The sequence below is a fragment of the Flavobacterium sp. genome, assembly GCF_039932285.1.
Classification (GTDB): Bacteria; Bacteroidota; Bacteroidia; order Flavobacteriales; family Flavobacteriaceae; genus Flavobacterium.
The window spans coordinates 18596-37850 of record NZ_JBDTQE010000020.1 but is presented as its reverse complement, the minus strand read 5'-3'; the positions used below and the strand labels follow the sequence as shown (position 1 = coordinate 37850).

The following is a 19255-nucleotide window of genomic DNA, read 5'->3' as shown; positions in this document are numbered from 1 at the left end:
CAATGATCGAATTAGTAGATTTCAACGAACTATACAACGGTGGTAAAAAAGAAGAAGTGAAAACTAAAAGCCGTCGTGGTGGAAAAGCTAAAAAAGCTGAACCAACTGCTGAAGCTCCAGCTGACACTACTGAAGAAACTACTGATAGTGCAGAATAATATGACATTTAGTTCATAAATATTAAGGATAAACTTTTACTAGTTTATCCTTTTTTTTTTGGAGCGAATAGTTCGGTTTTTATCAGTAAATCATATTCCTGCTGTCGTTACAATCTCATCTCGTTAAAAAAAAACGAGACGAGGATTTTCACTTCATCAGGGCTAAAGAGTAAAATATTAGAATACTTGGAAATTATATTTCCTTAATCGATTCTATCAATTTAATAAAAAAACTTTATTTTTGCATCACAACTAAACAATACAATGCAACACACGACAAAACAACCAGCAATTTTATTACTAAGCGACGGAACCATCTTTCATGGAAAATCTATCGGAATTAGTGGAACCACATTCGGAGAAGTATGTTTCAATACAGGAACAACAGGCTACCAAGAAATATTTACCGATCCATCTTATTTCGGACAAATCATGGTAGCTACTAATGCACATATAGGAAACTATGGTGTTAATGGAGACGAAATAGAATCAAATAAAATCATGATTTCAGGTTTAGTTTGCAAGAATTTTTCAGATTTTCATTCCCGTCCAAATTCTGAAAGTAATCTATTTGATTATTTCAAAAAACAAAATTTAGTTTGTATCTCAGATGTAGATACTCGAGCTCTTGTGAGTTACATTCGTGATAACGGAGCTATGAATTCGGTGATTTCTACCGACGGAACTTCAATCGAAGAACTTAAAAAGCAATTAGCACTTATCCCAGACATGAAAGGATTAGAATTGGCTTCAAAAGTATCTACTACAACTCCTTATTTTTATGGAGATGAAAATGCAAAATATAAAATCTCAGCTTTAGATTTAGGGATAAAAACCAACATACTTCGCAATCTTGCCAAAAGAGATTGTTATGTAAAAGTATTTCCATACAATGCAACTTATCAAGAATTGAAAGGCTTTAGTCCAGACGGTTATTTCTTATCTAATGGACCTGGTGATCCAGATCCTTTAGAAAGTGCCATTTCGGTTGCAAAAGAAATCATTTCAAACAACAACCCGCTTTTCGGTATCTGTTTGGGACATCAAGTCATAGCTTTGGCAAACGGAGTGTCAACTTATAAAATGTTCAACGGACATAGAGGAATAAATCATCCGGTGAAAAATCTAGTAACAGGTAAAGGAGAAATCACTTCTCAGAATCACGGATTTGCGGTCAATAAAGAAGAATTAGACAATCACCCTGATTTAGAAATCACCCATTTACATATCAATGACGGTACTGTTGCAGGAATGCGTATGAAAGGGAAAAACTGTTTTTCGGTACAATACCATCCAGAAGCAAGTCCTGGGCCACATGATTCTAGTTATTTGTTTGATGATTTTATCGAAAATATAAAACTTTCAAAAAACTAAAACGTTATCGTTAATAAGATTAGTGATTTTATTAAAATCAATCTAAAAGTTAGAATATATTTGTAATTCAACATTTAAAATAAATATAATGAGCATAATTATCAAAATTCACGCAAGACAAATTTTCGATTCAAGAGGAAATCCAACTATCGAAGTAGATGTAGTAACCGAAAATGGTGTTTTAGGACGCGCTGCAGTTCCATCTGGAGCGTCAACTGGCGAACACGAAGCAATGGAATTGCGTGATGGCGGAAAAGCTTATCTAGGAAAAGGAGTTTTAAAAGCTGTTGAAAATGTAAATACAAAAATCGCAGCAGAATTGTTAGGAACTTCAGTTTTCGAACAAAATCTAATCGATAAAATGATGATTGATTTAGACGGAACGCCTAACAAATCAAATCTAGGAGCAAATGCCATTCTTGGTGTTTCTTTAGCAGCAGCAAAAGCAGCAGCAAACGAATTAGGATTGCCATTATACAGATATATTGGAGGAGTTTCTGCCCATACATTACCAGTGCCAATGATGAATATAATCAATGGTGGTTCACATTCTGATGCGCCTATCGCCTTTCAAGAATTTATGATTATACCAGTAAAAGCGACTTCTTTTACACAAGCCATGCAAATGGGAACGGAAATTTTCCACCATTTAAAGAAAGTATTACACGATCGTGATTTGTCTACAGCAGTAGGTGATGAAGGAGGTTTTGCGCCTAATTTAGCTGGCGGAACCGAAGATGCTTTAGATACAATCAAAAAAGCAGTCGAAAGCGCAGGATATACTTTTGGTGATGATATTATGATTGCATTAGATTGTGCAGCTTCAGAGTTTTATGTAGACGGAAAATACGATTATACAAAATTTGAAGGACCAACAGGAAAAATCAGAACATCAGAAGCACAAGCAGATTATTTAGCCGAATTGGCTTCAAAATATCCAATTATTTCTATCGAAGACGGAATGTACGAAGACGATTGGAAAGGTTGGAAATACCTAACCGAAAAAATTGGTCACAAAACACAACTCGTTGGTGATGATTTATTTGTAACCAATGTAACACGTTTATCAAGAGGAATCAGTGAAGGAATTGCAAATTCTATCTTGGTAAAAGTAAACCAAATCGGAACATTAACAGAAACGATTGCGGCAGTAAATATGGCGCACAATGCAGGATATACATCAGTAATGTCACACCGTTCTGGCGAAACCGAAGACAATACGATTGCCGATCTAGCAGTAGCGCTAAACTGCGGACAAATAAAAACAGGTTCTGCTTCTCGATCTGACCGTATGGCAAAATACAACCAGTTATTGCGCATCGAAGAGGAATTAAACGAAGTAGCCTATTTTCCAGGCGTAAGAGCATTCAAAAAATAAAGTTATTGTAATTTGAAGCTGTTCCCGCTTTCCGCTTCAAGTACTCATTCAAAAAAACTATTTTTCTAAACAACAACAGGAGCTTCCTCTGGTCGCTCTGTTGTTGCAAGAAAAATTAGTTTTTTTCATTTCGTAGCTTTCCGCTTCAATCGGGGCTAGAGAGTAACAGTTAATAAGAAATTGAATTTAATACTACACCTGACAGGTTTTAAAAACCTGTCAGGTGTAGTATTAATTATTTTCTATTCATAAATTAAATGAACTTATATGTCTTATATGGTTCAAAAAAGTATTAATTTGATTACTTGTTTAATGTAAATATCCTCAAATGACTTAAATCAAACCGTCATTTTCAAAATAAAATCATTTTTATCATTTATTTAACGAAAACGTTACCGTAAATCTTTTTTATTTAGTAAGGAATTTCATAGCTTTGTTAAATTAAATATTTTAGATAAATTCCCAAATTATATTATGTCAAATACAGCAACAATAGAAATTGATGGCAAAAAGTACGAATTCCCAACAATAAAAGGAAGTGAAAACGAAGTAGCTATAGATATTAGCAAACTAAGAGATCTAACAGGAGTCATTACAATGGATCCAGGTTACAAAAACTCAGGAGTTTGTAAGTCAGAAATAACATTCCTAGACGGAGAAGAAGGAATTCTTCGTTACAGAGGATATTCAATCGAAGATTTAGCTGATAAAGCTAATTTTCTTGAAGTTTCATATTTGGTTATTTTTGGTGAATTACCTACAAAATCTGAATTAGCCCATTTTGAAAACAATATTCGCAAATATACTTTGGTAAACGAAGAAATGAAAAGCATCATCGATGGTTTTCCTAAAACAGCACATCCAATGGGTGTTTTGTCTTCGTTAACAAGTGCGTTAACGGCTTTTAATCCAAAAGTAGTTAATGTGGAGAATGAAAAAGAAATGTACGAAGCTGTTTGTAAAACGATGGCTAAATTTCTAGTTCTTGCCACGTGGACATTTAGAAAAAGTATGGGTTATCCTCTAAATTATTATGATAATACAATAGGATATGTAGAAAATTTCATGCAGTTAATGTTCAAATTACCTACGGGGCCTTATGCTTCAAATCCAGTGGTAGTAGCAGCATTAGATAAATTATTCATATTGCACGCAGATCATGAGCAAAACTGTTCTACGTCAACAGTAAGAATGGTAGGGTCCTCTCATGCAGGATTGTTTGCTTCAATATCTGCAGGAGTTTCAGCACTTTGGGGGCCACTTCACGGTGGTGCAAACCAAGCGGTGCTTGAAATGTTAGAAGATATTCAGAAAGATGGTGGAGATGCTGAGAAATATTTAGCAAAAGCAAAAGACAAAGATGATCCATTCCGTTTGATGGGATTCGGACATAGAGTGTACAAAAATTTTGACCCAAGAGCAAAAATCATCAAAAAAGCAGCAGACGAAGTTTTAAGAACACTAGGTGTTGATGACCCAATTCTTCAAATTGCAAAAAAACTAGAAGAGTCAGCTTTGGTAGATGATTATTTTGTGTCAAGAAAATTATATCCAAATGTCGATTTCTATTCAGGAATCATATACAGAGCATTAGGAATTCCTACAGATATGTTTACCGTATTATTTGCAATTGGTCGTCTTCCAGGTTGGATAGCACAATGGAAAGAAATGCGTGAAAACAAAGAGCCTATTGGTCGTCCTCGTCAAGTTTACACAGGACATCCATTAAGAGATTTTATTTCTGTAGAAAAACGATAATTACTTAATAATTTAAACGAAAAGCTTCTCTTAATCGGGAAGCTTTTTTTATATTTGCTACAAGTCAAAAGCCAATTTATGTTACAATTAAATGTAAAAAACGAATCTTCAAGATTAAGAGCGGTTGTATTAGGATCTGCAATAAATAATGGGCCAACGCCAACAGTAGATGAAGCTTATGATCCCAAATCGCTAGAACATATTTTAGCAGGAACTTATCCAGTTGAAGCTGATATGGTAAACGAAATGGAGGCTTTTAATCAAGTTTTTCAAAAGTATGATGTCAAAGTATATCGCCCTGAAATGATAGAAAATTACAACCAAATATTCACTCGTGATATAGGTTTTGTAATAGACGATATTTTTATCAAGGCCAATATTTTGCCTGATAGAGAAAGAGAATTAGACGCAATTCAGTATGTTATTAATCAAATGAATCCATCAAAAGTGGTTCGTCCTCCAGAAGAAGTACATATTGAAGGAGGTGATGTCATGTTGTACAACGATTATATTTTTATAGGAACTTACAAAGGTTCAGACTATAAAGACTACATTACTGCACGCACAAATATGGAAGGTGTAAATTATATTAAAAATTTATTTCCAAATAAAATTGTGAAAGAATTCGATCTTGTAAAATCTAAAATTGAAGCGCATGATAATGCTTTGCATTTAGATTGTTGTTTTCAACCAGTAGGGAAAAGCAAAGGAATTATTTACAAAAGTGGTTTCCGTGAAGAAGCAGATTATATGTTTCTGGTAAATCTTTTTGGCAAAGAAAACCTGTTTCATATTACTCGAGACGAGATGTATAATATGAATTCGAATGTGTTTTCTATCGCGCCAGATGTTGTAGTTTCAGAGAAAAATTTTACAAGATTAAATACTTGGCTTCGTGAAAACGGATTTACTGTTGAAGAAATTCCGTATGCAGAAATTGCCAAACAAGAAGGTTTGTTGCGTTGCTCAACTTTACCATTAATTAGAGACTAGATTCTGTTTAAAGTATAAGGGTTAAAGTTATTTAGATGATTTTAAACCTTAAACTTTAAACTTTTAAACAAAATATAAAAATGAAGCAAACTACAAATTCCATACTCATGATTCGCCCAGTGGCGTTTCGTATGAACGAGCAAACAGCTGTAAATAATTATTACCAAAAAGTAATAGATGGCTTGTCGCCAGAAACTGTAAATACCAAAGCACAAGAAGAATTTGACACTTTTGTGAATAAACTACGAATGGTTGGTGTAGATGTTACTGTGGTCGATGATAGACTAGAACCAAGTACGCCAGATTCTATTTTTCCAAACAATTGGATTTCTTTTCACGAAGATGGAGATGTAGCTTTATATCCTATGTTTGCCGAAAACAGAAGATTAGAGCGTCGCGAAGAAATTTTAGACATTCTTGAAGACAAAGGTTTTGTGGTGAATGAAATTATGGATTATTCTTCGGCAGAAGAAGACGGTTTTTTCTTAGAAGGAACAGGAAGTATTGTTTTAGACAGAGAAAATGACAAAGCTTATTGTGCATTATCGCCTCGTGCAGATGAAGAATTGTTTATCGAATTTTGTGAAGATTTCGAATACACACCAGTTATTTTTGAAGCTTTTCAAACAGTAGGAACCGAACGAAAATTGATTTATCATACCAATGTCATGATGTGTGTTGCCGATACTTTTGCCGTTATTTGTGCTGATTGTATTGATGATAAAAAAGAACGAAAAATGGTTCTGGATAGTTTGAAAGGTGATGGAAAAGAAATTATTCTAATCACAGAAGATCAAATGAATAATTTTGCCGGAAATATGCTCGAATTACAAGGAGCAGACGAACGTCGTTATCTGATTATGAGTGCATCGGCGCACAAAAGTTTAACTAAAAAACAAGTTGCACAACTAGAAGAACATATTACAATTCTTAGCTCAAGTTTAGATACTATCGAAGCTTGTGGCGGCGGAAGTGCACGCTGTATGATGGCGGAAATTTTCTTGCCAAAGGAATAAATAAATTAAGAGTTTTAAATTACGAATTATGATTTTTTCGTAATTCGTAATTTATAATTATTTTTATATTCCTCTCACAATACTTAATATAGAACTAATAATATACTGAATTCCAATAGCAATAGTCAAGAAACCAATAATTCTAGAAATTGCAACAATACCCGATGCTCCTAGTATTTTTGATAAATAATGAGCACTTCTTAGTACCATATAAATAATAATTGAAATAGCTATTATTGCTGCTGATGAAATAATCATTTCGTTTATCGAGTGGTGTTCTTGGTAAAAAGCAATAAGTAACGATATAGATCCTGGTCCTGCAAGCATAGGCATTGCAAGAGGAGTTAGTGCAATATCATTTCTATTTTCCACATCAGTTTGTACTTTTTTGCCAATACCTCTTTTCTTGCTGAATTTTCCAGAAAGCAAAGAGAAACCAGAACTCGCAATGATAATTCCACCTGTAATTCGCAATGCATTTATAGTAATCCCAAAAAAGGAAAGAATATATTGACCTACAAAAAAGGAAATAATCAAAATAATACAAACATTTATCGATGTCCAAAGAGAGATTCTAGAACGTTCTTTTTTCTCGTCGTGTTGCGTAAGTCCTACAAAAATGGGAATTGTTCCTATTGGGTTTAGTACAGAAAATAAGGCGAAGAAGAGATAGATAAATAATTCCATTGTTTTTTTGTAAAGGTAAATATTTAGATTTTTTGAGTCATTACGAAAACATCAATAAAGTATAAAGGTATATATTTTTAGTGAAAGCCACAATTTTGAGTACTTTTGTAAAAAATATATATAATGAGTAATAAAAAAACATTAGTACTTGGTGCTTCAACAAAACCAGATAGATATGCTTTTAAGGCCATAACGATGTTAGTCGAAAAAGGGCATTCGGTAATGGCAATAGGTCAAAATACAGGAGAAGTTGCAGGAATAAATATTAGAACAAAAAATATTCCGTTGGCCAATATTCATACCGTAACACTTTACCTTAATCCAGCACGTCAGCGCGATTATTACAATTATATTTTAGAAACTAAACCCAAGCGGGTAGTTTTTAATCCAGGAACTGAAAATCCTGAGTTTTATCAGTTGCTAAAAGCAAACGGGATCAAAGTTGAAGAAGCTTGTACTTTGGTTTTATTAGCTACGAATCAGTATTAAATTATTAAGTAAAATAAAGTTAAGTTAACTAATATAGAATCAAGTTTCTTTGTGTTTTTTTCTTTTTTTAATACTTAAATATTAATACTTCAACGAATTATTAAACTATTTTTGTAATTCAATATTTAAAAACTATGTCAAGATTCATTAAAATTAAAAAAACATACCAATTTATTGTATTTCAAAAATTAGTTCTAGTCTCTGTACTAATTGGATTTTTATCATCATTTTTAGCAATTTCTCTAAAAAAAATCACAGAATATTATGAGAGTATTTTTTTATTAAGAGCTTTTCATTTTCATTTTTATTATTTTTTATTTCCATTAATAGGATTAACTATTATTTACTTTTTACGTAAGTATTTGTTTAAAAATAAGGAGAATAAAGGAATTAAAGAAATATTTGATTGTACTAAAATTTCATCTAAAAACCTACCAGCTTACAAAATTCCGTCTCATTTTATAAATGGATTCTTTACTGTTATCTTTGGGGGATCAACGGGTATTGAAGTTTCTACAGTAGTGGCGTCGGCAACAATAGGTTCATTGGCTCAACAAAAAACTAATTTTTTACGAAAATATAAAACACAATTAATGTGTGCAGGTATTGCTGCAGGAATTACAGCTTTGTTTGCTAGTCCAATAGCAGGGGTTTTATTTTCGATAGAAGTTATCTCAAGAAAAATAAATAAGGCTTTATTGCTTACAAATATCATTGCAGTCTGTGTAGCTTCAATGTTAGTTTATGTTCTAGATGAACCAACATTATTTACTGTTAAAATAAGTATGTGGAATACTTATGCTATCCCATATTTTATTATTTTAGGTGTATTAGCAGGAATTAATTCTGTTTTTCTTACTAAATCTGTGTTGTTTTTTAAATCTCAATTTCTTAAAATTAATAAAATTTATAATAAAATTTTTATTGCAACTTTTATTATTGGTAGTTCTATTTTAGTCTTACCAATATTATATGGTGATGGTTATCACGGAGTAAAGGAAATATTCTTACACTCTAATGATAATTTTACATTTAAATTTTTTCTTTCAATTCTTGGTGTTTTAATATTTAAACCAATAGTTACATCTGTAACATTATCTTCTGGTGGAGATGGAGGGGTTTTTGCGCCAAGTTTAGTTATTGGTGCTTTTTTAGGTTTTTTTGTAGCAACTTTTCTTAATACATTTTTTAATGCAAATGTATTGCCAATTAATTTTATTATAATTGGTATGGCAGCATTGCTAAGCGCTAGTATTCATGCTCCATTTACAGCTTTGTTTTTGGTTTGTAGTTTGGTAAATGATTATACATTATTTGTTCCGATACTGATGGTTTGTTTAATTTCAAAATATACAGCAAAATATATGTATCCGTATACTGTTTATAGCTATACTTTAAATATTGCTAAATAAATTGAGCATGTCATCAGTTCATAAAATAAAGAAGGGCTACAGAAAAACAAAATATATTTTATATAAAGAAACTTTAATTGATTTTACGGAACATTTTTGGTCATTTATTGGCTCGTTTTTTGGAATAGGAATTATAGCTTATTTACAGTCTCAAACATTACCCAGTTCGGATATTGTTTTTCTTATAGGATCATTTGGAGCGTCTAGTGTTTTAGTTTATGGTGTTATACAAAGTCCTTTAGCGCAACCTCGAAATTTAATAGGTGGACATCTAGTTTCTGCAATTATTGGTGTATCAGTACAGAAAATAATTCCTGATATTCTGTGGATTTCAGCACCTCTTGCAGTTTCATTATCTATCGTTTTTATGCAAATTACTAAAACTCTTCATCCGCCAGGAGGAGCAACTGCATTAATTGCAATTACAGGATCGGCTGCAATAAAAAAAATGGGATACTTTTATGTGCTCAACCCAGTCTTGAGTGGTGTATTGATCTTGCTTTTAATGGCTATTATTTTTAACAATATAACTTCGAACAGACAATATCCTGTTCACAAAAAATTTGGAATTATTAGAAAACGAATCCCCTTTTTCCCTAAATATTTAAAGAAGTAATTAAATTTTTCAGGACTATTCGTGCATCCGAGACTGAAAGTAAGAATTGCTACTCCTAATCTGTACTAACTTTTTTAGTTTTAAATTAAAATCGCAAGAATATCTGTTTAAATGTATTCTCTAAAACCTTGTTTCTCTTGTCGCAGGTTTACTAATTAATAGTAATCCAATAAACGTAATCAATCCATTTATGATTATGAGTTCATTATCTATCACATAATCGCCAAATAATATTGCTGAGTTGGAGCTAATAAAAAAACAGATTAATGGAGAAATAACGCAAATAAAAGGAACCAGTTTATCGTGAACCGTTTTTTTCTTCATAAATAATCCAAAAGTATAGAGTCCTAAAAGTGGCCCGTAAGTATAACTGGCTACTTTAAATATCATGGTGACTACAGATTTGTCGTTTAATGAATTGAAAACGATAATCACTAAAAACATCAAAAATGAAAACCCGATATGAACCAAATGGCGTGTTCTTACAATATTAGGTTTGTTTAAGTTTTCGGTTTTATCCATTCCTAAAAAATCGACACAAAACGAAGTGGTTAAGGCAGTTAGAGCAGAATCGGTAGTGGCAAATGTTGCGGCTGTAAGTCCGAGTAAAAAAACAACTGCGGGAACAATACTCAAATGATGAAATGCGATTTCGGGAAATAACAAATCGGTTCTTGGTTTCCCTGTAATTAAATCATTAGGAACGGCAATTCCGTTTTTCTCGGCATACAAATACAATAAAGCTCCAACGCTTAGAAAGAAAATATTAATAATTACAAAAATTGCTGTAAAAGTAAACATGTTTTTTTGTGCTTCGCCAATGTTTTTGCAACTCAAATTCTTTTGCATCAAATCCTGATCTAGTCCAACCATAGCAATAGTTACAAAAATTCCACCTAAAATTTGTTTCCAGAAATAGTTGCCTTTATTGTAATCATCAAAGAAAAATATTTTAGAATAATTGCTGTTTTTTACTTCTTCAAAAGCGGTAAAAACATTAAAATCTAAACTTCTACAAATAAAAAATATGGTCAGAAATACCGATGAAACTAAGAAAAAAGTTTGTAAAGTATCTGTAATAATAATGGTTTTTAGTCCACCACGATAGGTGTAAGCAAAAATTAATAATAATGACATCATTACAGTAAATGCAAATGGAATTCCATAATAATCAAAAACATAACGCTGCAAAACGATAACAACAAGATATAATCTAAAAGAAGAACCAATCGTGCGACTTATCAAGAAAATGGTTGCGGCAGTTTTATAACTCACAATACCCAATCGTTGCTCGATATATCCGTAAATAGATGTCAAATTCATTCGATAATACAACGGAAGCAATACTTTTGCAATGATGATAAATCCAATCGCGTTTCCTAATACAAACTGGAAATATTTGAATTGTAAATCAGGATTTCCTACTTCGCCTGGAACCGAAATAAAAGTTACACCAGACAATGCTGTTCCTATCATTCCGAAAGCAACCAGATACCATTTTGAGTTTTTATTGGCTTTAAAAAAAGCATCGTTCCCGCTATCTTTTTTACTCACAACGTGGGAGATAAAAAATAAGATTCCGAAGTAAACTATGATAAGTGATAGGATGGCAAAAGGTGTCATTGTAGTGGTTTTATTTGTCGCAAAATACAAAAAAATGTTTAATCGGTTATTTGGTTATTTACAAATTCCATCAAACTAACGAATAAACGCATAACCAAATAAACAAAATGCTTACTTTTGCATCATGGAATTTTCATCTAAATTATTAGAAAAAGCAGTAAATGAAATGGCTCAATTGCCAGGAATTGGTAAGAGAACTGCTTTGCGATTGGTTTTACATTTGCTAAAACAACCCAAAGAAAGAACAGGTTTTTTGGCACAATCGTTACTTACTATGCGTGAGGAAATTAGGTTTTGTACAAATTGTCACAATATTTCAGATGTTGCTGTGTGTGAAATTTGTTCCAATCACAATAGAAACCATCAAATTGTTTGTGCGGTAGAAGATGTTCGTGATGTTATGGCTATTGAAAACACAGGCCAGTTTAGAGGGATTTATCATGTTTTAGGAGGAAAAATATCGCCTATTGATGGTGTTGGTCCAAGCCAGTTAAATATATCATCATTGGTAGAAAAGGTAAAATCCGGAAATATTAGCGAGCTTATTTTTGCGTTAAGTTCAACAATGGAAGGTGATACCACAAATTTTTATATTTACAAACAAATAAAAGATTGTGAGATAATTACTTCGTCAATTGCTAGAGGAATTTCAGTAGGCGATGAGCTAGAATATGCAGATGAAGTCACGCTTGGACGAAGTATTCTAAACAGAATTCCTTTTGAAAATTCTTTTAAAAATAATTAATTGAATTAAAAAGTATATAGGGTTTTATTTTACCAAATGAAAAACTATATTTGTTTCCAAAATTGTGTTTCCAAATGAATAAAATATATAGATTTTGTGTTTTTGCAGTTCTTTTTTTGTTTGCTTCTTGCATACCAAATAAAGATTTGCTTTACCTTCAAAATAAAAATAATTCGAATCAAGAACAAGCTATAACACCAGTAGTTTTAAAACCTTATCGAGCACAAGTAAATGATGTTTTGAGTATTAGAATAAAAGCATTAGATCAGAAACTGGTAGAAATGTTTAATACGGCAGTTGTACCTGGTGCACAAATAAATACTTCAGATGCACTTTATTTTGATGGGTTTTCTGTGAATGATCATGGAGATATTCGCGTACCTGTTTTAGGTATTGTAAATGTAATTGGATTAACATTAGACGAAATTAGATTAAAAATTGAAAAGCAGCTATTGGAAGAGTATTTTAATAAATCGGCAGATATTTTTGTGACAGTAAAGTTAGCAGGTATGCGTTATACTGTAAACGGTGAGGTTGTTAGTCCGGGGACAAAAGTACTTTTTCAAGACAAAGTTACTATTCTTGAAGCTATTGCAAATTGTGGAGATATAACAATTACAGGGAATAGAAAAGATGTTATGGTTGTTAGACAATATCCTAACGGAACCGAAATGCATACTATAGATTTAACAAGTAGTGATGCGTTAAAATCACCTTATTATTATATACAGCCAAATGATTTTATCTATATAAAACCGCTGAAACAAAAATCATGGGGAACAGGAACAAATGGTTTACAATCATTTACAACAATATTGTCATCTGTTTCATTGCTGTTAACGATATTTTTATTGTTAAAAAAATAACTCACAATAATGCTTGATACTAAAGATTTTTCATTTTTTGAGACTCAAAATAATTTCGATTTCAAGGCTTTTTTTACAAAAATACTTGGACATTGGAGCTGGTTTTTAATAAGTTTAATTATAGCTTTTACGATTGCATATCAGATAAATGTAAGAAAACAAAAGATTTACGGAGTTTCTACAACAATCGCTTATAAGGAAGAGAATAACCCTTTTTTTACAGCAAATACAAGTTTGGTTTTTAATTGGGGTGGCACATCAGATCAGGTGCAAACACTTATGACAACTATAAAATCTCGTTCTCATAACGAAATGGTTGTTAGAGATTTAAATTATTATATTGAATATTTAAGACAGGGTAAATACAATCTCGAAGATGCTTACGGAGAAGTTCCTTTTTATGTAAATATTGATAAAAATCTTCCGCAACTAACAGAGCAGTTAATTAATATAAAGTTTATAACTCCAAACGAATATGAGATTTCAATAAATTTTGAAGAATCTAGTGTTGCATTATTGAATTATACTACAGAAATTGCTAGTAAAACAAATGTTCCTGTTGGAGAATTTAAAAAGAGATATAAAATAGGGGAACAAGTTTCATTGCCTTTTTTACATTGGAAACTCCAATTAACAAGCAATCCAGGAATCTACGAAGGTTCTAGTCATTTAGTAAGATTTGCAAATTTTAATCAAACTGTTAAAGATTTTACGGCTATTGAAATAGAAACCGATGCTAAAGGTGGTGCGATTTTGATACTTAATTTGCAAGGTACAAATAAATCTAGGATGGTCGACTATCTTAACGGTACAATCAAGACACTGATTAATAGGCAGCTGAGAGATAAGAATCAATTTGCAACAAATACAATTCGGTTTATCGATAGTACCTTGGTATCTATGGAAGGTCAATTAAAAAACACTGAAGATGAACTAAAAAACTTCAGTAAGGATAAAAATATTTTTGAAGTTGAAATGGGTGGGGCAAAAATCACTGAAAAAGTAAGTGATCTTGATCTTGAAAAAGATTTAATAGAAAGAAAAATTGCTTATTATAATACCCTAAAGGCATATCTAATAAATAGTGTAGATTATTCTAAACTTCCAGCACCGTCAGTAGCAGGTATAGATGATCCCAATATTGTATTAAATGTATCTAAATTAACTACTTTATCAGCTGAGCGGTCAGAGATGTCTTATGCTGTTAAAAACGATAAGAAATTTAAAGATTTTGATAGTCAGATGGATGCTTTGAGAAATGTTTTGTTAGAAAATATTTCTTCTGCAAAAGGAGCAATACAATATGATTTAAATAACGTCAATAAAAAAATTGCTCTTGCCGAAAACTCTATAAGAAAACTGCCGGAACAACAGCAAGAGTTAGTGAAAATTAATAGGAAATACGATTTAAACAAAAATGTTTATAATTCATTTCTTGAAAAAAGAAGTGAAGCCGATATTGTTAGAGCGGCAAATTTATCGGATATACAATTTATAGATCCAGCAAAAGATACAGGTGGAGGTTTATTAGGACCAAAAACTAATATAAATTATATTTTGGCATTGTTTTTAGGACTTCTAGTTCCACTAATTATGGTTTTTAGTGTTACTATTTTAGATAGCACAATTAAAAATACTGATGATATAACTAAAATGACTAAAATTCCTATCCTGGGAGTCGTAGGTAAAAAAACAGCAAAAAATAATTTAGCAGTTTTTGAAAAACCAAAATCAGCATTAGCAGAAAGTTTTAGAGCAGTTAGATCATCATTGCAGTTTTTGTATAAGAAACAGCAAGCAGGAGCAAAAACATTAATGATAACTTCGTCTATTAGTGGTGAAGGAAAAACATTTTGTTCTATAAATATAGCTACCATTTTTGCATTAAGCGAAAAGAAAACAGTTATTGTAGGATTAGATTTAAGAAAACCTAAGATTTTTCAAGATTTTCATGTAGAAAATACTGTTGGAGTTGTAAACTATCTAATAGGTCAAAAAACTCTAGATGAAATTACTCACAAAACGTTAATTCCTTTTTTAGATTTTATTCCTTCAGGCCCTGTTCCTCCAAATCCTGGAGAGTTAATACAGGGAGAAAGTATGAAAGAAATGATAGATGAGTTAAAGTTAAAATATGATTATATTATCCTAGATACACCTCCAGTGGGATTAGTTTCTGATGCAATGGAACTTACACCTTATTGTGATGCAACATTATATATAGTTAGACAAAACGTAACAAGAAAAGAAATGTTGAGTTTAGTAAATAATAAACATAAAAGAGGAGAATTAAGTAATATTAGTATTGTCTTTAATGGCTTCGAAAATAAAGCAAAATACGGTTACGACTATGGTTATGGTTATGGTTATGGTTACGGAAATTATTCTAATGGTTATCACGATGTTGAAAAACCAACTAATTTTATGACTAATTTATTAAAAAATATATTTAATAAATAACTAATGCAATCAGAAAAGTTTAAAATACTTATTACTGGGGGAGCTGGATTTATCGGGTCTAATTTATCGGAATATTTTTTAGATAAAGGCCATGAAGTTATCTGTCTTGACAATTTTGTAACAGGTCATCGTCATAATATAGAGCATTTATTAAACAACACTAATTATAGACTAATTGAAGGAGATATTCGTAATTTTTCAGATTGTCAAAAAGCTGTAAATGGAGTCGATTATGTGTTGCATCAAGCAGCATTAGGTTCAGTTCCAAGATCCATTATAGATCCAATTACAACTAATGATGTTAATGTTTCTGGATTTCTTAATATGTTATCAGCTGCAAAAGAAGCAAATGTAAAAAGATTCATATATGCCGCAAGTTCATCAACTTATGGAGATTCTGAATCTTTACCAAAAGTTGAAGAGATTATAGGGAAACCACTTTCGCCTTATGCAATTACAAAATATGTAAACGAATTGTATGCCGATATTTTTAGTAAAACGTATGGAATAGAAACCATTGGGTTAAGATATTTTAATGTTTTTGGAAGAAAACAAGACCCAAAAGGTGCTTACGCAGCAGTAATCCCAAAATTTGTTCAGCAATTCATAAATTATGAAAGCCCAGTGATAAATGGAGATGGGAATTATTCTCGCGATTTTACTTATATAGACAATGTGATTCAAATGAATGAATTGGCTATGTTTACTCAAAATCCAGACGCAATAAACACAGTATTTAATACCGCTTTTGGAGACAGAACAACGTTGAATGATTTAATAAAAAATCTACAAACAGAATTGTCTCAATTTGATTCGAAAATTGCTGAGGTAAAAATGATTTATGGTCCAAATCGTGCAGGAGATATTCCACATTCGTTGGCAAGTATAGATAAAGCAAAAAAACTTTTAGGGTATAACCCAAAATTCTCTATGAAAGAAGGACTTAAAGAGTCTGTAAAATGGTATTGGGAGAATTTAAAATAATAACTAGATTAAGAGCATGAAAATAGCCGTAATAGGATTAGGATATGTAGGTTTACCATTGGCAAGATTATTTGCTACAAAATATGATGTGGTAGGTTTTGATATCAATAATAAAAGAGTTTCCGAACTTAATTCTGGTTTAGATAATACTTTAGAAATTAGTAAAGACTTATTACAATCAGTTTTAAAAACAGGAAATACTAACGAAAAAGGATTATTCTGTTCTATTTCTATTGATGATATTAAAAACTGTAATTATTATGTGGTTACAGTTCCTACGCCTGTAGATAAAAATAATAAACCAGACCTAACGCCACTTTATAAGTCTAGTGAAACCGTAGGTAAAGTCTTAAAAAAAGGAGATATTGTTGTCTACGAATCTACTGTTTATCCGGGTGTTACCGAAGAAGAATGTGTGCCTGTTTTAGAAAAAGTAAGTGGATTAAAATTTAATATCGATTTTTTCGCAGGATATTCGCCAGAACGTATCAATCCAGGAGATAAAGAACATACGGTCGAAAAAATATTAAAAGTAACTTCAGGATCAACACCAGAAATTGGGATAAAAGTAAACGAATTATATAAATCGGTAATCACGGCAGGAACGCATTTGGCTCCAACTATTAGAGTTGCCGAAGCAGCTAAAGTGATTGAAAATTCACAACGTGATATTAACATTGCTTTCGTAAACGAATTGGCAAAAATATTTAATGTGTTAGGAATAGACACTCAAGATGTTTTAGAAGCAGCTGGTACAAAATGGAATTTTTTACCATTCAAACCAGGATTAGTTGGAGGACATTGTATAGGAGTTGATCCTTATTATTTAGCGCAAAAAGCTCAAGAAATGGGTTACCATCCAGAAATTATTTTGGCAGGGAGAAGACTTAATGATAGTATGGGAGAATATGTAGCTTCGCAAGTAGTCAAACTTATGAGCAAAAGGGAAATTACTATCAATAATGCAGAATTGCTCATGCTAGGAATAGCATTCAAGGAAAATTGTCCTGATGTAAGAAACACAAAAATTGTAGATGTAATTTCGTCATTAAAAGAATACGGAATAAACGTTAGCATATATGATCCATGGGTAAATCCTTCAGAAGTTTCACATGAATATAGTTTGAAAACAACAAGAGAATTGCCAACAATTAAATTTGATGCCATCGTTTTAGGTGTTGCACATAAAGAGTTTTTGTCTTTAGACTTTAAATCTTTGCAAAAAGAAAATTCAATATTATATGATGTTAAAGGGATTTTAGGTAATCATGTCGATGGAAAGCTTTAATTTTACAAAATTTTTATAATAATTTCATTAATGAAAATAAATTCAATTTGTTGTATCGGAGCAGGTTACGTGGGAGGCCCTACTATGGCTGTGATTGCGCAAAAATGCCCAAATATAAAAGTCACAGTTGTAGATTTAAATGAATCGAGAATTGCGGCATGGAACGATGCTAATTTAGAAAATTTACCAGTTTACGAACCAGGATTAGATGCAGTGGTTGCTGAAGCTCGTGGGAGAAACTTATTTTTTTCGACAGATGTAGATAAAGCGATTGATGAAGCCCAAATAATTTTTATTTCCGTCAATACACCAACTAAAAATTACGGATCAGGAAAAGGAATGGCTGCCGATTTGAAATATATCGAATTGTGTGCACGTCAAATAGCGAGAGTATCTAAACAAGATAAAATTGTTGTCGAAAAATCGACTTTGCCAGTTCGTACGGCAGAAGCTATCAAAAATATATTAGATCATACAGGAAATGGAGTTCAGTTTCAAATATTATCCAACCCAGAATTTCTAGCCGAAGGAACTGCAGTGCAAGATTTGCATAATCCTGACCGAGTACTTATAGGCGGTGAAGATTCAGAGGCTATTAAATCTTTGGTAGATATTTATTCAAATTGGGTTTCTACGGAAAAAATATTAACTACCAATGTTTGGTCATCGGAATTGTCTAAATTAACAGCCAATGCTTTTTTGGCACAAAGAGTTTCCTCTATAAATGCCATATCAGAACTTTGCGAAAAAACGGGTGCAGATGTTTCGGAAGTATCTAAAGCCATTGGAATGGATGCTAGAATTGGACCAAAATTCCTTAAAGCATCAGTAGGTTTTGGTGGTTCTTGTTTTCAAAAAGATATTCTAAACTTAGTTTATATAGCAAAATCATATGGTTTGCATGAAGTTGCGGATTATTGGGAACAAGTAGTTATTATGAATGATCACCAAAAAAATCGTTTTTCTAGAAATATTGTTCAAACCTTATATAATACCGTTTCTGGAAAAAAGATTACACTTTTGGGTTGGGCTTTTAAGAAAGACACGAATGATACAAGAGAATCTGCTGCAATAAACATTGCTAAGAATCTAATTGCAGAAGAATCAAATATTACGGTTTATGATCCTAAAGTTTCTGCAAAACAAATAAAAGATGATTTAATAGATTTGAATGAAAATCAGCTTAAATTAATACAAGTAAGTCAAGATCCATACGAGGCTTGTCATTTATCTCATGCCATAGCTGTCTTGACTGAATGGGACGAATTTAACACTTACAATTGGAAAAAAATATATGACAATATGCTAAAACCGGCGTTTGTCTTCGACGGAAGAAATCTTCTAGACAAAAAACAGATGATAGAAATAGGATTTACTTATATTGCAGTAGGAAGTTCAAATTTATAAA

At 31.8% G+C, this 19255-nt stretch carries 16 protein-coding genes and 1 pseudogene; 15 read left to right on the top strand and 2 right to left on the bottom strand.

All coding sequences use genetic code 11. The annotated features are described in order from the left end of the window. The 6 genes and pseudogenes from ABI549_RS05815 to ABI549_RS05790 form a co-directional block, all read left to right on the top strand. Positions 1 to 158, top strand: a pseudogene (locus ABI549_RS05815) (50S ribosomal protein L17); the annotation flags it as partial. 264 nt (positions 159 to 422) lie between these two features. Beyond that, positions 423 to 1532, top strand: a complete 1110-nt coding sequence (gene carA / locus ABI549_RS05810; RefSeq protein WP_348075514.1) for a glutamine-hydrolyzing carbamoyl-phosphate synthase small subunit — start codon at positions 423 to 425, stop codon at positions 1530 to 1532. 88 nt (positions 1533 to 1620) lie between these two features. Beyond that, positions 1621 to 2910: a phosphopyruvate hydratase gene (eno, locus tag ABI549_RS05805; RefSeq protein WP_348075513.1), complete on the top strand. Its 1290-nt coding sequence runs from the start codon at positions 1621 to 1623 to the stop codon at positions 2908 to 2910. A gap of 474 nt (positions 2911 to 3384) precedes the next feature. Beyond that, on the top strand, positions 3385 to 4668 hold the full coding sequence (locus tag ABI549_RS05800; RefSeq protein ID WP_348075512.1) for a citrate synthase: 1284 nt from the start codon (positions 3385 to 3387) through the stop codon (positions 4666 to 4668). Positions 4669 to 4746: 78 nt separating this feature from the next. Next, the gene (locus ABI549_RS05795) at positions 4747 to 5661 is read left to right on the top strand and encodes an arginine deiminase family protein (protein WP_348075511.1); all 915 of its coding nucleotides are present in this window, start codon (positions 4747 to 4749) and stop codon (positions 5659 to 5661) included. A gap of 80 nt (positions 5662 to 5741) precedes the next feature. After that, on the top strand, positions 5742 to 6677 hold the full coding sequence (locus tag ABI549_RS05790) for an arginine deiminase-related protein (protein ID WP_348075510.1): 936 nt from the start codon (positions 5742 to 5744) through the stop codon (positions 6675 to 6677). 63 nt (positions 6678 to 6740) lie between these two features. Here ABI549_RS05790 and ABI549_RS05785 read toward each other — a convergent pair whose 3' ends face one another. Next, the gene (locus ABI549_RS05785; protein ID WP_348075509.1) at positions 6741 to 7364 is read right to left on the bottom strand and encodes a MarC family NAAT transporter; all 624 of its coding nucleotides are present in this window, start codon (positions 7362 to 7364) and stop codon (positions 6741 to 6743) included. A gap of 123 nt (positions 7365 to 7487) precedes the next feature. Between ABI549_RS05785 and ABI549_RS05780 the strand changes: the two genes are divergently transcribed. The 3 genes from ABI549_RS05780 (at position 7488) to ABI549_RS05770 (ending at position 9881) form a co-directional block, all read left to right on the top strand. After that, positions 7488 to 7853, top strand: coding sequence for a CoA-binding protein (locus ABI549_RS05780; protein WP_348075508.1), 366 nt, complete (start codon positions 7488 to 7490; stop codon positions 7851 to 7853). Positions 7854 to 7987: 134 nt separating this feature from the next. Then, entirely contained in the window at positions 7988 to 9265 is a 1278-nt protein-coding gene (locus tag ABI549_RS05775; RefSeq protein ID WP_348075507.1) for a chloride channel protein, read from the top strand. 7 nt (positions 9266 to 9272) lie between these two features. Continuing rightward, a complete protein-coding gene (locus ABI549_RS05770; protein WP_348075506.1) occupies positions 9273 to 9881 on the top strand; it encodes an HPP family protein in 609 nt (202 codons plus the stop codon). Between the two features lie 120 nt (positions 9882 to 10001). Here the strand turns inward: ABI549_RS05770 and ABI549_RS05765 are convergent, their stop codons facing one another. Then, the gene (locus ABI549_RS05765; RefSeq protein ID WP_348075505.1) at positions 10002 to 11504 is read right to left on the bottom strand and encodes a sodium:solute symporter; all 1503 of its coding nucleotides are present in this window, start codon (positions 11502 to 11504) and stop codon (positions 10002 to 10004) included. Positions 11505 to 11628: 124 nt separating this feature from the next. Here ABI549_RS05765 and recR point away from each other — a divergent pair, with 124 nt between their 5' ends. The 6 genes from recR to ABI549_RS05735 all read left to right on the top strand — a co-directional run bounded on the left by recR (position 11629) and on the right by ABI549_RS05735 (position 19254). Further along, complete coding sequence (gene recR, locus ABI549_RS05760; protein WP_348075504.1) at positions 11629 to 12249, top strand: recombination mediator RecR; 621 nt, start codon at positions 11629 to 11631, stop codon at positions 12247 to 12249. 74 nt (positions 12250 to 12323) lie between these two features. Continuing rightward, positions 12324 to 13115 carry a polysaccharide biosynthesis/export family protein gene (locus ABI549_RS05755; RefSeq protein ID WP_348075503.1) on the top strand — a complete coding sequence of 264 codons (792 nt, stop codon included), beginning with the start codon at positions 12324 to 12326 and terminating at the stop codon, positions 13113 to 13115. Between the two features lie 9 nt (positions 13116 to 13124). After that, positions 13125 to 15575, top strand: coding sequence for a polysaccharide biosynthesis tyrosine autokinase (locus tag ABI549_RS05750; protein ID WP_348075502.1), 2451 nt, complete (start codon positions 13125 to 13127; stop codon positions 15573 to 15575). Positions 15576 to 15578: 3 nt separating this feature from the next. Continuing rightward, complete coding sequence (locus ABI549_RS05745) at positions 15579 to 16559, top strand: SDR family oxidoreductase (protein WP_348075501.1); 981 nt, start codon at positions 15579 to 15581, stop codon at positions 16557 to 16559. Positions 16560 to 16575: 16 nt separating this feature from the next. After that, the gene (locus ABI549_RS05740; RefSeq protein ID WP_348075500.1) at positions 16576 to 17847 is read left to right on the top strand and encodes a nucleotide sugar dehydrogenase; all 1272 of its coding nucleotides are present in this window, start codon (positions 16576 to 16578) and stop codon (positions 17845 to 17847) included. Positions 17848 to 17877: 30 nt separating this feature from the next. Further along, complete coding sequence (locus ABI549_RS05735) at positions 17878 to 19254, top strand: nucleotide sugar dehydrogenase (protein WP_348075499.1); 1377 nt, start codon at positions 17878 to 17880, stop codon at positions 19252 to 19254. The last annotated feature ends 1 nt before the right edge of the window (position 19255 follow it).

Coding starts and splice junctions, on each gene's coding strand:
- carA (WP_348075514.1), top strand. CDS start 423: ATGCAACACACGACAAAACAACCAGCAATTTTATTACTAAGCGACGGA.
- eno (WP_348075513.1), top strand. CDS start 1,621: ATGAGCATAATTATCAAAATTCACGCAAGACAAATTTTCGATTCAAGA.
- ABI549_RS05800 (WP_348075512.1), top strand. CDS start 3,385: ATGTCAAATACAGCAACAATAGAAATTGATGGCAAAAAGTACGAATTC.
- ABI549_RS05795 (WP_348075511.1), top strand. CDS start 4,747: ATGTTACAATTAAATGTAAAAAACGAATCTTCAAGATTAAGAGCGGTT.
- ABI549_RS05790 (WP_348075510.1), top strand. CDS start 5,742: ATGAAGCAAACTACAAATTCCATACTCATGATTCGCCCAGTGGCGTTT.
- ABI549_RS05785 (WP_348075509.1), bottom strand. CDS start 7,364: ATGGAATTATTTATCTATCTCTTCTTCGCCTTATTTTCTGTACTAAAC.
- ABI549_RS05780 (WP_348075508.1), top strand. CDS start 7,488: ATGAGTAATAAAAAAACATTAGTACTTGGTGCTTCAACAAAACCAGAT.
- ABI549_RS05775 (WP_348075507.1), top strand. CDS start 7,988: ATGTCAAGATTCATTAAAATTAAAAAAACATACCAATTTATTGTATTT.
- ABI549_RS05770 (WP_348075506.1), top strand. CDS start 9,273: ATGTCATCAGTTCATAAAATAAAGAAGGGCTACAGAAAAACAAAATAT.
- ABI549_RS05765 (WP_348075505.1), bottom strand. CDS start 11,504: ATGACACCTTTTGCCATCCTATCACTTATCATAGTTTACTTCGGAATC.
- recR (WP_348075504.1), top strand. CDS start 11,629: ATGGAATTTTCATCTAAATTATTAGAAAAAGCAGTAAATGAAATGGCT.
- ABI549_RS05755 (WP_348075503.1), top strand. CDS start 12,324: ATGAATAAAATATATAGATTTTGTGTTTTTGCAGTTCTTTTTTTGTTT.
- ABI549_RS05750 (WP_348075502.1), top strand. CDS start 13,125: ATGCTTGATACTAAAGATTTTTCATTTTTTGAGACTCAAAATAATTTC.
- ABI549_RS05745 (WP_348075501.1), top strand. CDS start 15,579: ATGCAATCAGAAAAGTTTAAAATACTTATTACTGGGGGAGCTGGATTT.
- ABI549_RS05740 (WP_348075500.1), top strand. CDS start 16,576: ATGAAAATAGCCGTAATAGGATTAGGATATGTAGGTTTACCATTGGCA.
- ABI549_RS05735 (WP_348075499.1), top strand. CDS start 17,878: ATGAAAATAAATTCAATTTGTTGTATCGGAGCAGGTTACGTGGGAGGC.